We start from the raw sequence: 17,945 nt of genomic DNA, 5'->3' as shown, positions 1-17,945 counted from the left end.
GGTGGCCGAAGGGCTGGATAGGCGGGTGGAGCGTTTCGGCTTGAACGTCATGTCGGTTTTGTCCGGCTCTCTTGCCGCTGGCCTTGGTGCCTGCGGCCCTGGGTCCCAGCTTTCGCTGGGATGACGGTTCAGGGCTAATCTCTCCCCCACATCGTCTGGCACCCGTTCCACCCTCATCAGGTGAAGTGAGAACTTAATGCCGACAATCAACCAGCTGGTCCGCAAGGGCCGCGTTCCGCAGAAGGCCAAGTCCAAGGTCCCTGCGATGGAGCAGAACCCGCAGAAGCGCGGTGTTTGCACCCGCGTTTACACGACGACCCCGAAGAAGCCGAACTCGGCGCTGCGCAAGGTCGCCAAGGTGCGTCTGACCAACAGCCGCGAAGTCATCAGCTACATCCCCGGTGAAGGCCACAACCTGCAGGAGCACTCGGTTGTGCTGATCCGCGGCGGGCGTGTACGCGACCTTCCCGGCGTGCGTTACCACGTCCTGCGCGGCGTGCTCGACACCCAGGGTGTGAAGGATCGCCGCAAGAGCCGCTCGAAGTACGGCGCCAAGCGTCCGAAGTGACCTGTCCGGGGGACAGGTCATCCTGAATAGCTCGCCTCAAGCGAGCGTAGTTCAGGATCCATGGTTTCCCTGGGTGGTGAGTTCGCAAACAAATTAAAGGACCTGAGCCAAGCCGATCAATGGACCCTGAAACAAGTTCAGGGTGACGGTGCAGGCAGGGTCTTGAGGAGAATATCCGATGTCACGTCGTCGTCGTCCCGAAAAGCGGGTCATCCTGCCCGATCCCCAGTATGGTGATCAGATCCTGTCGAAGTTCATGAACAACCTGATGTATGATGGTAAGAAGGCCGTCGCTGAAGGTATCGTGTACAACGCGCTCCAGACTGTCGAGGCCAAGGCCAAGGCGGACCCGATCCAGCTGTTCCATGATGCGCTGAACAATGTGAAGCCGCAGGTCGAAGTGCGCAGCCGCCGTGTTGGCGGTGCGACGTACCAGGTGCCGGTGGAAGTTCGCCCCGAGCGTGCTCAGGCCCTCGCGATCCGCTGGCTGATCAATGCGGCGCGCGGTCGTCCGGAAACCACCATGGCAGCGCGTCTGTCGGGTGAGCTGCTGGATGCGGCCAACAACCGCGGCAACGCGGTGAAGAAGCGCGAAGACACGCACCGCATGGCGGATGCGAACCGCGCGTTCTCGCATTACCGCTGGTAGGATTGTGGGCAGCCGGGGCGCCAAGTGACTTGGGGTCTTCCGGCTGTCACAATCATCACTATATGGAGCGCGCTGCGGGCCTCTTGTTGGGCCGGGCCGCTTCTCCAACACCAAGGAATTCATCATGGCACGCAGCCATCCGATCGACCGCTACCGCAATATCGGCATCATGGCGCATATCGACGCCGGCAAGACCACCACGACCGAGCGGATCCTGTTCTACACCGGCAAGTCCTACAAGATCGGCGAAGTGCACGATGGTGCCGCGACGATGGATTGGATGGAGCAGGAGCAGGAGCGCGGGATCACAATTACCTCGGCCGCCACGACCTGTTTCTGGTCGGTCGCCGATGGTCCGGAACACCGCATCAACATCATCGACACCCCCGGGCACGTGGACTTCACGATTGAAGTCGAACGCTCGCTGCGCGTCCTCGACGGCGCGGTCGCCTGCTTCGACGGTGTGGCCGGTGTTGAACCGCAATCCGAAACTGTGTGGCGCCAAGCCGACAAGTACGGCGTCCCCCGGATGTGCTTCATCAACAAGCTCGATCGCACCGGCGCCAACTTCAAGTATTGCGTGCAGTCGATCATCGACCGTCTGGGTGCACGCCCGGCTGTGCTTTACATCCCCATCGGTCTCGAAGCCGATCTGAAGGGTCTGGTCGATCTGGTCCACAACCGTGCGATCATCTGGAAGGACGAAGCGCTGGGCGCCGAATTCTTCTATGAAGAGATCCCGGCCGATCTGGCTGATGAAGCTGCGATCTACCGCAGCGAGCTGATCGAGCTCGCAGTCGAGCAGGACGACGCGGCGATGGAAGCCTATCTCGAAGGCAATGAGCCTGACGTCGCAACGCTGAAGGCGCTGATCCGCAAGGGCACGCTCAGCCAGTCGTTCGTGCCGGTGTGCTGCGGTTCGGCGTTCAAGAACAAGGGCGTTCAGCCCCTGCTGGATGCCGTGGTCGATTACCTGCCGTCGCCGCTCGACATTCCTGACGTCCAGGGCGTCAAGATGGACAGCGACGAAGCTGACAGCCGCCCCGCAACCGACGACGCACCGTTCAGCGCGCTCGCGTTCAAGGTCATGAACGATCCCTTCGTGGGCTCGCTCACCTTCATCCGCATCTATTCGGGCAGCCTCAACAAGGGCACCTACCTGAACTCGGTGAAGGACAAGAAGGAAAAGGTCGGTCGTATGCTCGAAATGCATGCGAACGAGCGTAAGGACGTGGATGAAGCCTTCGCGGGCGACATCATCGCGCTGGCCGGGATGAAGGAAACCACCACCGGTGACACGCTCTGCGCTGCCAATGCGCCGATCGTGCTCGAGCGGATGGAATTCCCCGAGCCGGTGATCGAACTGTCGGTGGAGCCCAAGACCAAGGCGGACCAGGAAAAGATGGGCATCGCGCTCAATCGCCTGTCGGCTGAAGATCCTTCGTTCCGCGTTTCGACCGATCACGAAAGCGGCCAGACCATCATCAAGGGCATGGGCGAACTGCACCTCGACATCATCGTCGATCGCATGAAGCGCGAGTTCAAGGTCGAAGCCAACGTCGGCGCGCCGCAGGTGGCTTACCGCGAATACCTCGGCCGCGAAGTCGAAGTCGATTACACCCACAAGAAGCAGTCGGGTGGTTCGGGCCAGTTCGGCCGCGTCAAGGTTACGGTCACCCCGGGTGAGCGCGGCCAGGGCGTCACTTTCGAAGACGCGATCAAGGGCGGGAACATCCCGCGCGAATACATCCCGGCGATCGAAAAGGGCTTCCGCGAACAGGCGGCCAGCGGTCACCTCGTCGGCTTCCCGATCATCGACTTCTCGATCAAGCTGACCGACGGCGCGTACCACGACGTCGACTCGAGCGCGATCGCGTTCGAAATCGCTGCCCGCGGTGCGATGCGTGAAGTCGCGCAGAAGGCCGGGATCAAGCTGCTCGAGCCGATCATGAAGGTCGAAGTCATCACCCCGGACGATTATCTGGGTGACGTTATCGGCGACCTCAACTCGCGGCGCGGTCAGATCCAGGGCACCGACACGCGCGGTAATGCCCAGGCGGTGGAAGCGTTTGTTCCGCTCGCCAACATGTTTGGCTACGTCAACGAGCTGCGTTCGTTCACGCAGGGCCGTGCGAACTACTCGATGCAGTTCTCGCACTACGACGAGGTTCCGGCCAACGTCGCTGCCGAGGTCAAGGAGAAACTTGCCTAAGCTGCGCCAGCAGTCTAGGGGCGGCGCCTGATTCAGCGGGTGCCGCCGTTTTTCCCGCGAACACATTGTTTCATTCAAGAAGGTAAACCAGAGAAATGGCCAAGGAAAAGTTCCAGCGGAATAAGCCGCACTGCAACATCGGCACCATCGGTCACGTTGACCATGGCAAGACCACGCTGACGGCTGCAATCACCAAGGTGATGGCTGACACCTACGGCGGCGCTGCCGTTGATTTCGCCAACATCGACAAGGCTCCGGAAGAGCGTGAGCGCGGCATCACCATCTCGACCGCACACGTCGAGTATGAATCGGCTGCCCGTCACTACGCGCACGTCGACTGCCCGGGTCACGCTGACTACGTGAAGAACATGATCACCGGTGCCGCCCAGATGGACGGCGCCATCCTGGTGGTGAACGCTGCTGACGGCCCGATGCCGCAGACCCGTGAGCACATCCTGCTTGCCCGTCAGGTCGGCGTGCCGGCGCTGGTCGTGTACATGAACAAGGTCGACCAGGTTGACGACGAGGAAATCCTCGAACTCGTCGAACTGGAAGTGCGCGAGCTGCTCTCGTCGTATGACTTTGACGGTGACAACATTCCGATCATCAAGGGTTCGGCGCTGGCCGCTCTCGAAGGCCGCGATGACAACATCGGCAAGGAATCGGTGATTGCGCTGATCGAAGCTGTCGACAGCTACATCCCGCAGCCCGACCGTCCGATCGACAAGCCCTTCCTGATGCCGATCGAAGACGTGTTCTCGATCTCGGGTCGCGGCACCGTGGTGACCGGCCGTATCGAAACCGGCATCGTCAACGTGGGTGAAGAAGTCGAAATCGTCGGCATCAAGGACACCCGCAAGACCACCGTCACCGGCGTGGAAATGTTCCGCAAGCTGCTCGATCGCGGTGAAGCTGGCGACAACGTCGGCGCCCTGATCCGCGGCGTCGCCCGTGAAGAAGTCGAGCGTGGCCAGGTCCTCTGCAAGCCCGGTACGGTCAAGCCGCACACCGAGTTCGAAGCCGAGGTCTACGTGCTGTCGAAGGACGAAGGTGGCCGTCACACGCCGTTCTTCGCCAACTACCGCCCGCAGTTCTACTTCCGCACCACCGACGTGACCGGCGAAGTCGTTCTTCCCGAAGGCACCGAAATGGTGATGCCGGGCGACAACGTTTCGATCGGCGTGAAGCTGATCGCACCGATCGCCATGGACGAAGGTCTGCGCTTCGCAATCCGCGAAGGCGGCCGCACCGTGGGTTCGGGCGTCGTTGCCAAGATCACCAAGTAAGGTTTTGCTCCCACTTGGGGGCTGACTGAACGCGAAAGAGGCCCGGCCGCTCCTTGGAGCTGCCGGGCCTTTTTGCGTAAGGTCAGGGGAAGGGAAGCGGGCTGGGCGAAGCGATTTCCCCCGCGCGCAATTTCCTTCCACTTGGCCCTTGCCAGAATCCAACACGCTCCGTATAGGCGCGCATCCGCAGACGAGATTCGTCCCGTCTGCTACGAGTTTTGAAGAAGGCCGCCCGCTCTCGGGAAACCGGAATTGAGCGGGGCCGGCCTTTGTTTTTGGGAAATGCCGGTTAACCGGTTGCTCCTTGGCTCTTTCGCATCGGTAGTAGGACATGGAAGCTCAGAATATCCGTATTCGCCTCAAGGCGTTTGACCACCGCGTTCTCGACCAGGCAACTGGTGAGATCGCTGATACGGCCCGCCGCACTGGCGCGCTTATTCGCGGCCCCATTCCCCTGCCGACGCGTATCGAGAAGTTTACCGTGAACCGCGGTCCGCACGTCGACAAGAAGTCGCGCGAGCAGTTCGAAGTTCGCACCTACAAGCGGCTGCTCGATATCGTCCAGCCCAACGCCCAGACCGTCGATGCTCTGATGAAGCTCGATCTGGCTGCCGGCGTGAACGTCGAGATCAAGCTGGCCTAAGCCAGCCGAAATGCCCCCGCCTCGGTGGGGGCCTCTATCGTTGAGGCCCTATGTGCCTCGCCTGACGATAGGGTGGATACCGCCGGATGAAATCATCCGGGCTGCGTCCCCCGTCTCGCTCCAGCGGCCACCCGGCCAAGCGGAGCACTCAGCCCGGACGGGGCGTTGCTAGAAATTTTGGGCTGAATTGGGCTGCGGCGTTTGCGCTGTGGTCCGCCATGCACCTTGCGGATGGTCCGCCGGGTGCCTCTGTTGAGGAGTAACTGACGATGCGCACCGGCGTTATCGCAAAGAAAGTCGGGATGACCCGCCTCTTCCAGGAGGACGGACGGCACGTGCCTGTGACCGTTCTCGCGCTGGAAGATTGCCAGGTGGTTTCGCACCGTACTGCCGATCGTGATGGCTACTTCGCCGTCCAGCTCGGCGCGGGCGAAGCCAAGCAAAAGAACGTTGCCAAGCCGCAGCGTGAACATTTCGCCAAGGCCGATGTCGGCCTGAAGAAGCGCGTCGCTGAGTTCCGCGTCGAAAACGAAGACGGCCTTGTGCCGGTCGGTTCGACCATCAGCGCTGAGCATTTCATTGCGGGTCAGATGGTCGACATCACCGGCCACACGCAGGGTAAGGGCTTTGCCGGCGCCATGAAGCGTTGGGGTTTCGGCGGTATGCGCGCCACCCACGGTGTGTCGATCTCGCACCGTGCCCACGGTTCGACGGGTAACCGTCAGGATCCGGGCCGCGTGTTCAAGGGCAAGAAGATGGCCGGCCACATGGGCGACCGTCAGCGCACCCAGCAGAACCTCGAAATCGTCCGCACCGATGCTGAGCGCGGTCTTCTCTTCGTCAAGGGCTCTGTCCCGGGTGCGAAGAATGGCTGGCTGCTCGTTCGTGACGCCGTGAAGCTTCCGCTTCCCGAAGGCGTGCCGTTCCCTGGCGCAGTGCTCGACAAGAAGGCCCCGCAGGCTGACGAGACCTCCTCGGTTGTCGAGGCTGCCGCCGAAGACGTGGTCGTGACCGAAGCCGTCGAAACCGACGCTTCGGCCGCGCAAGAAAACAAGGAAGGCTGAGCCATGAAGATCAAGGTTCAGAACATCGACGGTACTGCGGTCAAGGGCGCAGACATCGAGCTTTCGGACGACGTGTTCGGCATCGAGCCGCGCGCTGACATCCTGCACCGGGTCGTGACCTGGCAGCTCGAAAACCGCCGCGGCACTGCCCGCCCGACACGTGAGCGTTCGGACGTGGCCCGCACCGGCAAGAAGTTCGGCAAGCAGAAGGGCGGCGGTACTGCCCGTCACGGCGACCGCGCAGCTCCGATCTTTATCGGCGGCGGCAAGGCCCACGGCGCGCGCAAGCGTGACTTCGAGCAGTCGCTCAACAAGAAGATCCGTGCGCTCGGCCTCAAGATGGCACTTTCGAGCAAGGCCAAGGACGGTCTCGTCGTGGTTGACACGCTGGAACTTGCCGAAGCCAAGACCAAGGTCCTCAAGGGCCACCTCGCCAAGGCCGGTTTTGCTGGCAAGGTGCTGGTGATCGACGGCGAACAGGTTGACGCAGGCTTCAAGAAGGCCGCTGGCAACCTGCCGGGCATCAATGTGCTCCCGGCCATGGGCGCCAACGTCTATGACATCCTCAACCACGACACGCTGGTGCTGACCAAGGCTGCTGTCGAAAAGCTGGAGGCGCGCTTCAATGGCTAAGAAGCAGACTGTCGATGCGCGTCATTATGACGTGATCATCGCGCCGCACATCACGGAAAAGTCGACCCTCGCGTCGGAAAACAACGCCGTGGTCTTCAAGGTTGCGGGCACCGCGACCAAGCCCCAGATCAAGGAAGCGATCGAGGCGATCTACGACAAGAAGGTCCTCGCCGTGAACACCCTGATCATGAAGGGCAAGACCAAGCGCTGGAAGGGCAAGGCCTATCAGCGCTCCGACGTGAAGAAGGCCATTGTCACCCTCGCTGAGGGTGAAATGATCGACATCACCAGCGGTATCTGAGGCCAAGGGACAGGAAACGAACAATGGCACTCAAGAACTATAAACCGACCAGTCCCGCACGCCGCGGTCTGATCCTCGTCGACAAGTCGGCGCTGTACAAGGGTAAGCCCGTCAAGGCGCTGACCGAAGGCAAGCGCAAGACGGGTGGCCGCAACAACAAGGGCCATGTCACCTCGCGCGGGATCGCCGGTGGTCACAAGCAGAAGTACCGCTTCATCGACTTCAAGCGTCGCAAGTGGGACATGCCGGCGACCGTCGAACGTCTGGAATATGATCCCAACCGGACTGCCTTCATCGCACTGGTGAAGTACGATGACGGCGAACAGACCTACATCATCGCTCCGCAGCGTCTTGCTGTCGGCGATCAGGTCGTCGCTGGCGAAAAGGTCGACACCAAGCCGGGCAACGCCATGTTGCTGGGCCAGATGCCGGTCGGTACCATTTGCCACAACGTTGAGATGAAGCCGGGCAAGGGCGGTCAGATCGCCCGTTCGGCCGGCACCTATGTGCAGGTCGTTGGTCGTGACCGCGCCATGGTCATTGTCCGCCTGAACTCGGGCGAGCAGCGTTACCTGCGCGCCGACTGCATGGGCACTGTGGGCGCCGTGTCGAACCCCGACAACGGCAACCAGAATTTCGCCAAGGCTGGCCGCAAGCGTTGGATGGGCGTTCGCCCGCTGACCCGCGGTGTTGCGAAGAACCCGGTCGACCACCCGCACGGTGGTGGTGAAGGCCGGACCTCGGGCGGTCGCCATCCGGTGACCCCGTGGGGCAAGCCGACCAAGGGTGCCCGCACGCGCCATAACAAGCAGACGGACAAGATGATTATCCGTTCGCGTCACGCGAAGAAGAAGAGGTAATAGACGATGGCACGTTCCGTCTGGAAAGGTCCGTTTGTCGAGCTGAGCCTTCTGAAGAAGGCTGAGACCGCGCAGGAAGCGAGCAACACCAAGCCGATCAAGACCTGGTCGCGTCGCTCCACCATCCTGCCGCAGTTCGTGGGGCTGACCTTCAATGTCTATAACGGGCACAAGTTCATTCCCGTTTCGGTTTCGGAAGAAATGGTCGGCCACAAGCTTGGTGAATTTGCGCCCACGCGCACGTTCCCCGGTCACGCTGCTGACAAGAAGGGCAAGCGCTGATGAGCAAGGCAAAGGCACCCCGCCGCGTGGGCGATAACGAGGCGCTGGCCGTCGGCACCACGATCCGTGGTTCGGCGCAGAAGCTCAACCTCGTTGCGGCCCTGATCCGCGGCAAGAAGGCAGAAGAGGCGTTGAACATCCTCGCCTTTTCGAAGCGGGCAATGGCGCGCGATGCGAGCAAGGTTCTCGCCTCGGCAATCGCCAACGCTGAAAACAACCACAACCTCGACGTTGATGCGTTGATCGTGGCGGAAGCTTCGGTCGGCAAGTCGGTGACGATGAAGCGGTTCCACACCCGCGGCCGTGGCAAGTCGACCCGGATCCTCAAGCCGTTCTCACGGCTGCGGATCGTCGTTCGCGAAGCAGAAGAGGCGTAAGATGGGCCAGAAGAGCAATCCGATCGGTCTGCGCCTGCAGATCAACCGCACCTGGGACAGCCGCTGGTACGCCGAAGGGCGTGACTATGCGCAGCTGCTCAAGGAAGATGTCGCGATCCGCAAGTACATCATGAAGAACCTGCCGCAGGCGGCAGTTTCCAAGGTGGTGATCGAGCGTCCGGCCAAGCTGTGCCGCGTGTCGATTTATGCTGCGCGTCCCGGTGTCATCATCGGCAAGAAGGGCGCAGATATCGAAAAGCTGCGTTCGAAGCTGGCAACGATGACGCCGAGCGAAGTGAAGCTGAACATCGTTGAAATCCGCAAGCCGGAGATTGATGCCAAGCTCGTTGCGCAGGGTATTGCCGATCAGCTGGTGCGCCGCGTGGCGTTCCGCCGGGCGATGAAGCGCGCGATGCAGTCGGCTATCCGGCTTGGCGCCGAGGGGATCAAGATCACCTGCGGTGGCCGTCTGGGTGGTGCAGAAATCGCCCGTGTTGAATCGTATCGTGAGGGCCGGGTTCCGGCACACACGCTGCGTGCGAACATCGATTACGCCGATTGCGAGGCGCTCACCGCCTACGGGATCATCGGTATCAAGGTGTGGATCTTCAAGGGCGAAATTCTCGCGCATGACCCGACCGCACAGGACCGCCTGATGATGGAAGCTCAGACTTCCGGCGTCCGGCCGGCCCGCTAAAGGTAACAGACCATGTTGCAACCGAAAAAAACCAAGTTCCGCAAGGCTTTCAAGGGCCGGATCAAGGGTGAAGCCAAGGGCGGCACTGCGCTGAACTTCGGCTCCTATGGCCTCAAGGCGCTTGAGCCGGATCGGATCACCGCCCGTCAGATTGAAGCGGCGCGTCGCGCGATTACCCGTCACATCAAGCGTCAGGGTCGTCTTTGGATCCGCGTGTTCCCCGATGTGCCTGTGTCCAAGAAGCCTGCCGAAGTCCGTCAGGGTAAGGGCAAGGGTTCGGTCGAATACTGGGCCGCGCGCGTGAAGCCGGGCCGTATCCTGTTCGAGCTTGATGGCGTTGCCGGACCGCTGGCCGCCGAAGCGTTCGAGCGTGCAGCGATGAAGCTGCCGATCAAGACCAAGGTTGTTGCCCGCCTGGGCGACACCAGCCATCTGGGAGGCGAATAATGGCCGATATTGCGGACCTTCGCACCAAGACCGATGATCAGCTGTCTGCCGAGCTCACCGAGCTGAAGCGCGAACAGTACAATCTGCGGTTCCAGGCTGCGACCAACCAGCTCGAAGCTCCTTCGCGCATCCGTCAGGTGCGCCGGAACATCGCGCAGATCAAGACGCTGCAAAGCGAGCGTGCGGCCAAAACCGCCGCCGCTAAGGCGTAAGGAGTTAGCACAATGCCCAAGCGCATCCTCGTCGGGACTGTGACCTCCGACAAGACAGACAAGACCGTGACCGTGCTGGTCGAACGCAAGGTGAAGCACCCTCTCTACGGGAAGATCATCCGGCGCTCGAAGAAGTATCACGCGCACGATGAAAACAACGAATTCACCGTTGGTGATGTTGTGCGGATCGAAGAGACCCGTCCGATGTCGAAGACCAAGACCTGGCTCGTAAAGGACCGGGTGGTGGCTGGCGGCACGCAGGCGGTGGAAGCCGACCTCGACGTCGCAGCAGCCGGTAACTGAATTAGGCGTAATCGGAACTACCGGGCCCCAGTCGGATTGGGCGTCCCGGAAAGCCAGTGAGAAGGAACCGGATCAATGATCCAGATGCAATCCAATCTCGACGTCGCGGACAACAGCGGCGCCAAGCGCGTCCAGTGCATTAAGGTGCTGGGCGGGTCGAAGCGTCGGACCGCGGGCGTTGGCGACGTGATCGTCGTCTCCATCAAGGAGGCGCAGCCGCGCGCGAAGGTCAAGAAGGGCGACGTTCACCGCGCGGTGATCGTGCGGACCCGCAAGGAAGTCCGTCGTCCCGATGGAACGGTTATCCGTTTCGACAGCAATGCTGCCGTGCTGGTCAACAAGAACGAGGAGCCGATTGGCACCCGTATCTTTGGCCCGGTGGTGCGTGAACTCCGCTCGCGCGGGTTCATGAAGATCATTTCGCTCGCGCCGGAGGTGCTGTGATGGCTTCTGCCAAGATCAAGAAGGGTGACAATGTCATCGTCCTGTCAGGCAAGGACAAGGGTCGTACCGGTACGGTCGCTCAGGTCATGCCGAAAGACGGCAAGGTTGTGGTCGAGGGTGTGAATATCGCTGCCCGTCACCGCAAGCCCAGCCAGACCAACCCGCAAGGTGGTATCGACCGGTTTGCCGCTCCGATGCACATCTCCAAGGTTGCCTTGGCTGATCCCAAGACCGGCAAGGCCACGCGCGTTCGTTTCGAAACGAAGGACGGCAAGAAGGTTCGCGTCGCCGTAAAGAGTGGGGAGACCATCGATGGCTGATGCTGCTTACGCACCGCGGATGAAGGCGAAGTATGACGCCGAAATCGTCGCTGCGATGACCGAGAAGTTCGGTTACAAGAACCGTCTGGAAGTTCCGAAGATTGTGAAGATCACGCTCAACATGGGTGTGGGCGAAGCGAGCCAGGACAAGAAGAAGGTTCAAACCGCTGCCGAGGAAATGGCGCTGATCGCCGGCCAGAAGCCGGTCATCACCATCGCCAAGAAGTCGATCGCGCAGTTCAAGCTGCGTGAAGGCATGCCGATTGGTTGCAAGGTCACCCTTCGCCGCGAACGCATGTACGAATTTCTCGATCGCCTGGTGACCGTGGCCATGCCGCGCATTCGTGACTTTCGCGGGCTGAACGCCAAGTCGTTCGATGGCCGCGGGAATTACGCCATGGGGCTGAAGGAACAGATCGTGTTCCCCGAAATCAGCTACGACCGGATCGAGAAGGTGCGGGGGATGGATATTATCGTCACCACCACCGCAAAGACCGATGATGAGGCGCGCGAATTGCTGCGTCTGTTCGGCTTCCCCTTTGCGGGTGAGGCCGGCAAGACCGAACAGAAGGAAGCGGCGTGAGCCGCTTCTGCAATACGACACTAGGCAAGAGAGCTTAAGTCCATGGCGAAACTGAGTTCCATTAACAAGAATGAGCGTCGCAAGAAGCTCGTCAAGCAGTACGCTGCTAAGTACGAAAAGCTGAAGGCTATTGCTGCCGATGAATCGCTGGATGAGACCGAGCGTCTCGTCGCGCGTCTCAAGATGGCAGAGCTTCCGCGCAACGCGAACCCGACCCGGGTGCGCAACCGTTGCGCCACCACCGGCCGCCCGCGCGGCTATTATCGCAAGTTCGGCATCAACCGTATCGAACTGCGTCAACTCGGCAACAGCGGGATGATTCCCGGCCTGACCAAGTCGAGCTGGTGAGGACTGACAGATGGCTATGACCGATCCATTGGGTGACATGCTCACCCGCATCCGCAACGGCCAGCGCGCGAAGAAGGACTCTGTCCTCACGCCCGCTAGCAACCTGCGCGCAAGCGTGCTCGAAGTGCTTCAGCGCGAAGGCTACATCCGTGGCTATTCCGAAGACAACTCGGGCGCACACAAGGCGCTGCGGATCGAACTGAAGTATTTCGAAGGCGAGCCTGCGATCAAGCATGTGGCCCGCGTGTCGAAGCCTGGGCGCCGCGTCTACTCGGGTTCCAAGGAACTCCCGACGATCCTCAACGGCCTTGGCATCACGATCGTCTCGACGCCGCGCGGCGTGCTCTCGGATGCCGAAGCACGCAGCCACAATGTCGGCGGCGAAGTCCTGGCGGAGGTGTTCTGATGAGCCGCATCGGTAAAAAGCCGGTGGCGATCCCTGGCGGGGTGACGGCTACCATCGACAATGGCACGCTGACCGTGAAGGGCCCCAAGGGCACACTCACGCTCGGTTTGTCGGATCTCATTGAATACAAGGTCGAAGACAGCGAGATTTCGGTCAAGCCGGCGAATGACAGCCGTCAGGCTCGTGCTTTCTGGGGTATGCAGCGCACGCTGGTGTCCAACCTCGTTGAAGGCGTTACCGACGGCTTCACCAAGGTTCTGGTCATCAAGGGCGTCGGCTATCGTGCCAACGGCCAAGGCCGCACTCTGAAGCTGCAGCTTGGCTACAGCCACGATGTCGACCTGCCTGTGCCCGAGGGTCTTGAAGTGAAGACTCCCGACCAGACAACGATCGAGATTTCCGGCGTCGACAAGCAGGCCGTTGGCCAGTTTGCCGCCGAAATCCGCCGCTGGCGCAAGCCCGAGCCTTACAAGGGCAAGGGTATTGCTTACCGCGGCGAGTTTATCTTCCGCAAGGAAGGGAAGAAGAGGTAAGATGGCAAAGCTTTCTCTGTTCGCACGGCGTCGCCGCCGCGTCCGCACCGCGCTTCGTGCGCGTGCCGGTGGCAAGCCGCGCCTGTCGGTGCATCGCACTGGCCGTCACATCTACGCCCAGATCATCGATGACGCGGCCGGCCGTACGGTTGCCGCTGCTTCGACCCTTGGTGCCACGGCCAGCGGCGCGAATGTCGATGCCGCTGCCCAGGTCGGCAAGGCGATCGCGGAGGCCGCAAAGCAGGCCGGCGTGACGACTGTCGTGTTCGATCGCGGCGGGTTCTTGTTTCATGGCCGCGTCAAGGCGTTGGCCGATGCCGCCCGTGCTGGCGGGCTGGAGTTCTGATTATGGCTGACGAGAACACCATCGAAACCCCCGAGGTTGTCGCAGGAACTCCCGGCGATGCTGGCGATGCACAGGGCCGTCGTGGCCGTGGGCGCGGTGGCAATCGTGACGGCGGTGATCGCGGTCGCGGCGGGCGCGGCGGCCGCGATAATAATCGCGGCGGCAAGCAGGATGAAGATGACGGCATCATCGAAAAGCTGGTGCACATCAACCGCGTGTCCAAGACCGTAAAGGGCGGTAAGCGCTTCGGTTTCGCGGCGCTGGTCGTGGTTGGCGACGGTCAGGGCCGGGTCGGCTTTGGTCATGGCAAGGCGCGCGAAGTGCCGGAAGCCATCACCAAGGCGACGGCTTCGGCACGCAAGAAGATGATCCGCGTTCCGCTCAAGGAAGGCCGCACGCTGCACCATGACGGCAATGGCCGTTTCGGCGCTGGCAAGGTGACCGTCCGTACCGCGCCTCCGGGGACCGGCATCATCGCCGGTGGTCCGATGCGCGCCGTGTTCGAGAGCCTCGGCGTTGCCGACGTGGTGACCAAGTCGGTCGGGACCTCGAACCCCTACAACATGATCCGCGCCACCTTCGACGCGCTGACTGAGCAGACTTCGCCGAAGTCGGTTGCCCAGCGTCGCGGCAAGAAGGTTGCCGACCTCCTGGGTCGCGGCGGGGCCAGCGCAGCTGAAGCGGAAGCCGATGCTGCCGCGATTGCGGAGTAATCCAGATGGCTACCATCAAGATCAAGCAGATCGGTTCGCCGATCCGTCGTCCTGCCAGCCAGCGCCAGATCCTTATCGGTCTGGGACTGAACAAGATGAACAAGGTTGTAGAGCGTCAGGACACCCCCGAGGTGCGCGGCGCGCTTGCCAAGGTTCCTCATCTGGTCCAGGTGATCGACTAAGAACTCCGGAAGGCCCCGCGAAAGTGGGGCCTTCCTTCCTCTCAGCGCGACAAAAGCGAAAGCGAGTGCACGACTATGAAACTGAATGACATCCGCGACAATGCCGGTGCCCGCAAGGGCCGCATCCGCGTCGGCCGTGGTATCGGCTCGGGCAAGGGCAAGACCTCGGCCCGTGGTCAGAAGGGCCAGAAGGCCCGTTCCGGTGTGGCGATCAAGGGCTTTGAAGGCGGTCAGATGCCGCTGCACATGCGCTTGCCGAAGCGTGGCTTCAATAACCCGTTCGCCAAGGATTACGCCGAAGTGAATGTCGGCATGATCCAGAAGTTCATCGACGCAGGCAAGCTCGATGCCAAGGCGACCATCACAGAAGACGCGCTGCGTGCCGCTGGTCTGGTGCGTGATGGCAAGGATGGCGTTCGCTTGTTGGGCAAGGGTGAGATCACCGCCAAGGTTGCCCTCGCCGTGACCGGTGCGACCAAGGGCGCGATTGCCGCGGTCGAAAAGGCCGGCGGCAGCGTCGAAGTGGCTGCTGCAGCGACGCCTGAGCATGAGAAAAAGCTCGCGCGGCGCGATGCGAACAAGGCCGCCAAGGCCGCGGCTGCAAAGTAATCGACGAAATGCTGAGCGCGGGGGTTCGACAAGAGCCCCCGCGCTCCCTATTTGTGCTTTCGCATGCTTTGCCGGTGTCCCGCGATACGGGTTAATCTGAAGAACCGGCGCGTGCAGGATGGTTGGAGGAGAAGCGCGTGCAGCGCATGTCCCCCGATCAAGAGCTAGGACCGACAGAACGACATGGCATCACGCGCCGATAACATCGCGAGCAACCTGAACCTCGGCAATTTTGCCAAGGCGACTGAGCTCAAGCAGCGCATCTGGTTTACGATCGGCGCGCTGATTGTCTTTCGTTTCCTCAGCTTCGTGCCGCTGCCTGGCGTCAACCCGCTGATCCTGAGCGAGCTGTACAGCCAGACGCGCGGCGGCATCCTCGACCTTTTCAATGCTTTTTCGGGCGGCAGCCTTGAGCGCATGAGCCTCATCGCGCTCGGTGTGATGCCCTACATCACGGCTTCGATCGTGGTGCAGATGGCATCGGCGCTTCACCCCGCGCTGTCCGCGCTGAAGAAGGAAGGCGCCAGCGGGCGGCAGAAGCTCAATCAGTATACGCGGTACGGCGCGGTGCTGCTGTGTGCCATTCAGGGCTATTTCTTGGCAGTCGGGCTCGAAAGCTTCGCCGCGCAGAGCGGTCTTCAGGCTGTGGTTGATCCTGGCTACCTGTTCCGCATTGTGGCGGTGATCAATCTTGTCGGCGGCACGATGTTCCTGCTGTGGCTCGGTGAGCAAATCACCAGCCGCGGGATCGGCAACGGCATTTCGCTCATCATCATGGCCGGGATTGTCGCGCAGTTCCCGAGTTTTGCCACCAACCTGTTTGAAGGCGGACGGACCGGATCGATCGCGCCGTGGATCATTATCGCGTTCCTGTTGATGGTGGTCGCGCTTATCCTGCTTATCTCCTTCATGGAGCGCGCCCAGCGCCGCCTGACGATCCAGTATCCCAAGCGTGCAACCCAGCGCGGTATGATGCAGGCCGAGCGTTCGTACCTGCCGCTGAAGATCAACACGGCCGGGGTCATTCCGCCGATTTTCGCCAGCTCGTTGCTGCTGCTCCCGCTGACGATCACGCAATTCGCCGGAAGTTCTGTCGATACAAATAGCGGCTTTTACAGCGTGCTACAGGCCATGAACCAGTATCTGGCGCATGGACAGCCGCTCTACATGGCGCTGTATGCGATCGGGATCGTGTTCTTCTGTTTCTTCTACACCGCAGTGGTGTTCAATCCCGAAGAGACAGCCGACAACCTCAAGAAGAACGGCGGGTCGATCCCCGGTATTCGCCCCGGTAAGCGCACGTCGGATTACATCGAGTATGTGTTGACCCGCATCACTGTGATCGGCGCGATCTACCTCACTGTGGTTTGCGTCGTTCCCGAATACATGATCGCGCAGACCGGCATTCCGCTGTTCCTGGGCGGCACCTCGCTTCTGATCGTGGTGAACGTGACAGTCGATACCATCAGCCAGATCCAGTCGCATTTGCTGGCCTTGCAGTATGGCGATCTCATCAAGAAGGCTAAGCTGAAGGGGCGGATGCGCTGACACCCGGCATAAGTCGGCTTGACGCATGCCCCGGCTTGGTTGAACCCACTAACGTGAAAGAACGCACCGGACGTCGATCCGGGGCGATTATGGGGGACGGTTCGTGAACATCATTCTTCTTGGTCCTCCAGGCGCAGGCAAGGGCACGCAAAGCGCCGCACTGGTTGACCGCCATGGGATGCGGCAGCTGTCGACAGGCGATATGCTGCGCGCGGCGGTCAAGGCGGGCACGCCGGTTGGCCTGCGCGCCAAGGAAGTCATGGAGCGCGGCGAGTTGGTCTCGGACGAGATCGTCTCCGACCTGATTGATGCCGAACTGGCGGCGATGTCTGCCGAAACGGGCGCTATCTTCGACGGCTACCCCCGCACTGCGGCGCAAGCAGATGCGCTCGATGCAATCCTCGCCAAAAACGGCCGCGTGCTCGATCATGTGATCGAGTTGGAGGTTAACGAGGATGCGCTGGTCGAGCGGATCACGGGGCGCTTTTCCTGCGGCAATTGCGGCGCGCTTTATCACGACACGGCGAATCCGCCGGCCAAAGAAGGCGTCTGCGACAGCTGTGGCAGCACCGAATTCAAGCGCCGACCTGACGACAACGAAGAAACCGTGCGTATGCGCATGCAGGAATATCGCGCGAAGACCGCGCCGATCCTGCCCGGCTACGAAGCGCGCGGGATTGTCACCCGGGTCGATGGCATGGCTGCCATCGATACCGTGGCCGGGCAAATTGATGCGATCCTGGCAAGCTGAAGCGGTTAGAGCGTTTGGCTGAAGCCAGCCGGCTCCAAAGCGTCATTTGCTGATCACAGGAAAGGGCCTCTGCCGTGTTGCTGCATCATAAAGAGATGAATGCCGCGATCGCGGTTGCATTTGTCAGTTTCAACGCCCCTGCTGCGGCCGAATTGACCCGTGTGACGGACAACAGCTTTGTGTCGCGGCACGAAGTTGTGGTGGCAGCTGATCCCAAAGAGGTGTGGCTCACTCTGATTACGCCGGCAGACTGGTGGCGTGCTGAGCATACATGGTCGGGCGATGCGGCCAATCTTACGCTGACCCCGCAGGCTGGCGGATGTTTTTGCGAGACAATTCCTGAAGTGGACGAGCCCGGCCGCGTGACGCTTCAGGGGAGTGTGGAGCATATGCGGGTGGTGCAGGCTTACCCGGAACAGGCCTTGCGCATGCAAGGGGCGCTGGGTCCGTTGCAGAGCGAACCGGTGACGGGTGTTTTGACGGTTGCGATCAGCAAGGTTGACCAGGGCACCCGGATCGTTTGGGAATACATGTTGAAGGACAGTTCACAGGAGCCGTAAGGCGACATCCAGCTTTACGAGGTGTCGCCTTGGCCTGATCGATTTCCCGGCGGATGGTCTTCCGGGAG

General features: G+C 61.3%; 28 protein-coding genes. All 28 read left to right on the top strand.

Annotated features, from left to right (window positions below; all coding sequences use genetic code 11):
• Positions 1-196: 196 nt before the first annotated feature.
• The 28 genes from rpsL (at position 197) to C0V72_RS00005 (ending at position 17,877) form a co-directional block, all read left to right on the top strand.
• A complete protein-coding gene (gene rpsL, locus C0V72_RS00140; protein WP_101791190.1) occupies positions 197-568 on the top strand; it encodes a 30S ribosomal protein S12 in 372 nt (123 codons plus the stop codon).
• 178 nt (positions 569-746) lie between these two features.
• Positions 747-1,217: a 30S ribosomal protein S7 gene (gene rpsG, locus C0V72_RS00135; protein ID WP_101791189.1), complete on the top strand. Its 471-nt coding sequence runs from the start codon at positions 747-749 to the stop codon at positions 1,215-1,217.
• Positions 1,218-1,341: 124 nt separating this feature from the next.
• A complete protein-coding gene (fusA, locus tag C0V72_RS00130) occupies positions 1,342-3,429 on the top strand; it encodes an elongation factor G (protein ID WP_101791188.1) in 2,088 nt (695 codons plus the stop codon).
• 95 nt (positions 3,430-3,524) lie between these two features.
• Positions 3,525-4,715 (top strand): elongation factor Tu, encoded by a 1,191-nt coding sequence (gene tuf / locus C0V72_RS00125; RefSeq protein ID WP_101791187.1) that lies wholly within the window; start codon positions 3,525-3,527, stop codon positions 4,713-4,715.
• A gap of 331 nt (positions 4,716-5,046) precedes the next feature.
• Entirely contained in the window at positions 5,047-5,358 is a 312-nt protein-coding gene (gene rpsJ / locus C0V72_RS00120) for a 30S ribosomal protein S10 (RefSeq protein WP_017665146.1), read from the top strand.
• Positions 5,359-5,627: 269 nt separating this feature from the next.
• Positions 5,628-6,422 (top strand): 50S ribosomal protein L3, encoded by a 795-nt coding sequence (gene rplC, locus C0V72_RS00115; RefSeq protein ID WP_101791186.1) that lies wholly within the window; start codon positions 5,628-5,630, stop codon positions 6,420-6,422.
• Between the two features lie 3 nt (positions 6,423-6,425).
• A complete protein-coding gene (gene rplD / locus C0V72_RS00110) occupies positions 6,426-7,055 on the top strand; it encodes a 50S ribosomal protein L4 (protein WP_101791185.1) in 630 nt (209 codons plus the stop codon).
• Positions 7,048-7,356, top strand: coding sequence for a 50S ribosomal protein L23 (locus C0V72_RS00105; RefSeq protein ID WP_101791184.1), 309 nt, complete (start codon positions 7,048-7,050; stop codon positions 7,354-7,356). Before rplD ends, C0V72_RS00105 begins: the two co-directional genes overlap by 8 nt.
• A gap of 23 nt (positions 7,357-7,379) precedes the next feature.
• Positions 7,380-8,216, top strand: coding sequence for a 50S ribosomal protein L2 (gene rplB / locus C0V72_RS00100; RefSeq protein WP_101791183.1), 837 nt, complete (start codon positions 7,380-7,382; stop codon positions 8,214-8,216).
• 6 nt (positions 8,217-8,222) lie between these two features.
• A complete protein-coding gene (rpsS, locus tag C0V72_RS00095) occupies positions 8,223-8,498 on the top strand; it encodes a 30S ribosomal protein S19 (RefSeq protein WP_101791182.1) in 276 nt (91 codons plus the stop codon).
• Positions 8,498-8,875 (top strand): 50S ribosomal protein L22, encoded by a 378-nt coding sequence (gene rplV, locus C0V72_RS00090; RefSeq protein ID WP_054118161.1) that lies wholly within the window; start codon positions 8,498-8,500, stop codon positions 8,873-8,875. Before rpsS ends, rplV begins: the two co-directional genes overlap by 1 nt.
• A gap of 1 nt (position 8,876) precedes the next feature.
• Positions 8,877-9,572 (top strand): 30S ribosomal protein S3, encoded by a 696-nt coding sequence (gene rpsC / locus C0V72_RS00085; RefSeq protein WP_101791181.1) that lies wholly within the window; start codon positions 8,877-8,879, stop codon positions 9,570-9,572.
• Positions 9,573-9,584: 12 nt separating this feature from the next.
• Positions 9,585-10,019: a 50S ribosomal protein L16 gene (rplP, locus tag C0V72_RS00080; RefSeq protein WP_101791180.1), complete on the top strand. Its 435-nt coding sequence runs from the start codon at positions 9,585-9,587 to the stop codon at positions 10,017-10,019.
• A complete protein-coding gene (gene rpmC, locus C0V72_RS00075; protein ID WP_101791179.1) occupies positions 10,019-10,231 on the top strand; it encodes a 50S ribosomal protein L29 in 213 nt (70 codons plus the stop codon). Before rplP ends, rpmC begins: the two co-directional genes overlap by 1 nt.
• 12 nt (positions 10,232-10,243) lie before the next feature.
• Complete coding sequence (gene rpsQ, locus C0V72_RS00070) at positions 10,244-10,534, top strand: 30S ribosomal protein S17 (protein ID WP_101791178.1); 291 nt, start codon at positions 10,244-10,246, stop codon at positions 10,532-10,534.
• Positions 10,535-10,609: 75 nt separating this feature from the next.
• Positions 10,610-10,978 carry a 50S ribosomal protein L14 gene (rplN, locus tag C0V72_RS00065; RefSeq protein ID WP_101791177.1) on the top strand — a complete coding sequence of 123 codons (369 nt, stop codon included), beginning with the start codon at positions 10,610-10,612 and terminating at the stop codon, positions 10,976-10,978.
• Positions 10,978-11,298, top strand: a complete 321-nt coding sequence (rplX, locus tag C0V72_RS00060) for a 50S ribosomal protein L24 (RefSeq protein WP_101791176.1) — start codon at positions 10,978-10,980, stop codon at positions 11,296-11,298. The genes rplN and rplX overlap by 1 nt, the downstream gene beginning before the upstream one ends.
• On the top strand, positions 11,291-11,881 hold the full coding sequence (gene rplE, locus C0V72_RS00055) for a 50S ribosomal protein L5 (protein ID WP_101791175.1): 591 nt from the start codon (positions 11,291-11,293) through the stop codon (positions 11,879-11,881). The genes rplX and rplE overlap by 8 nt, the downstream gene beginning before the upstream one ends.
• 42 nt (positions 11,882-11,923) lie before the next feature.
• Positions 11,924-12,229, top strand: a complete 306-nt coding sequence (gene rpsN, locus C0V72_RS00050) for a 30S ribosomal protein S14 (RefSeq protein WP_069310542.1) — start codon at positions 11,924-11,926, stop codon at positions 12,227-12,229.
• 10 nt (positions 12,230-12,239) lie between these two features.
• The gene (rpsH, locus tag C0V72_RS00045) at positions 12,240-12,635 is read left to right on the top strand and encodes a 30S ribosomal protein S8 (RefSeq protein ID WP_101791174.1); all 396 of its coding nucleotides are present in this window, start codon (positions 12,240-12,242) and stop codon (positions 12,633-12,635) included.
• Complete coding sequence (gene rplF / locus C0V72_RS00040) at positions 12,635-13,168, top strand: 50S ribosomal protein L6 (protein WP_101791173.1); 534 nt, start codon at positions 12,635-12,637, stop codon at positions 13,166-13,168. Before rpsH ends, rplF begins: the two co-directional genes overlap by 1 nt.
• Before the next feature lies 1 nt (position 13,169).
• Entirely contained in the window at positions 13,170-13,514 is a 345-nt protein-coding gene (gene rplR, locus C0V72_RS00035) for a 50S ribosomal protein L18 (protein ID WP_101791172.1), read from the top strand.
• A gap of 2 nt (positions 13,515-13,516) precedes the next feature.
• Positions 13,517-14,227: a 30S ribosomal protein S5 gene (gene rpsE / locus C0V72_RS00030; protein WP_101791171.1), complete on the top strand. Its 711-nt coding sequence runs from the start codon at positions 13,517-13,519 to the stop codon at positions 14,225-14,227.
• 5 nt (positions 14,228-14,232) lie between these two features.
• On the top strand, positions 14,233-14,409 hold the full coding sequence (gene rpmD / locus C0V72_RS00025) for a 50S ribosomal protein L30 (protein WP_101791170.1): 177 nt from the start codon (positions 14,233-14,235) through the stop codon (positions 14,407-14,409).
• 75 nt (positions 14,410-14,484) lie between these two features.
• On the top strand, positions 14,485-15,018 hold the full coding sequence (rplO, locus tag C0V72_RS00020; RefSeq protein WP_101791169.1) for a 50S ribosomal protein L15: 534 nt from the start codon (positions 14,485-14,487) through the stop codon (positions 15,016-15,018).
• A 183-nt stretch (positions 15,019-15,201) separates the two neighbouring features.
• Positions 15,202-16,566: a preprotein translocase subunit SecY gene (secY, locus tag C0V72_RS00015; RefSeq protein ID WP_101791168.1), complete on the top strand. Its 1,365-nt coding sequence runs from the start codon at positions 15,202-15,204 to the stop codon at positions 16,564-16,566.
• A 103-nt stretch (positions 16,567-16,669) separates the two neighbouring features.
• Complete coding sequence (locus C0V72_RS00010; protein ID WP_101791167.1) at positions 16,670-17,317, top strand: adenylate kinase; 648 nt, start codon at positions 16,670-16,672, stop codon at positions 17,315-17,317.
• Positions 17,318-17,391: 74 nt separating this feature from the next.
• Positions 17,392-17,877 carry an SRPBCC family protein gene (locus C0V72_RS00005; protein ID WP_143704491.1) on the top strand — a complete coding sequence of 162 codons (486 nt, stop codon included), beginning with the start codon at positions 17,392-17,394 and terminating at the stop codon, positions 17,875-17,877.
• Positions 17,878-17,945: the final 68 nt, after the last annotated feature.

Source organism: Porphyrobacter sp. TH134 (genome assembly GCF_002855495.1).
GTDB lineage: Bacteria > Pseudomonadota > Alphaproteobacteria > Sphingomonadales > Sphingomonadaceae > Erythrobacter.
This window is presented reverse-complemented; position numbering and strand designations above follow the sequence as displayed.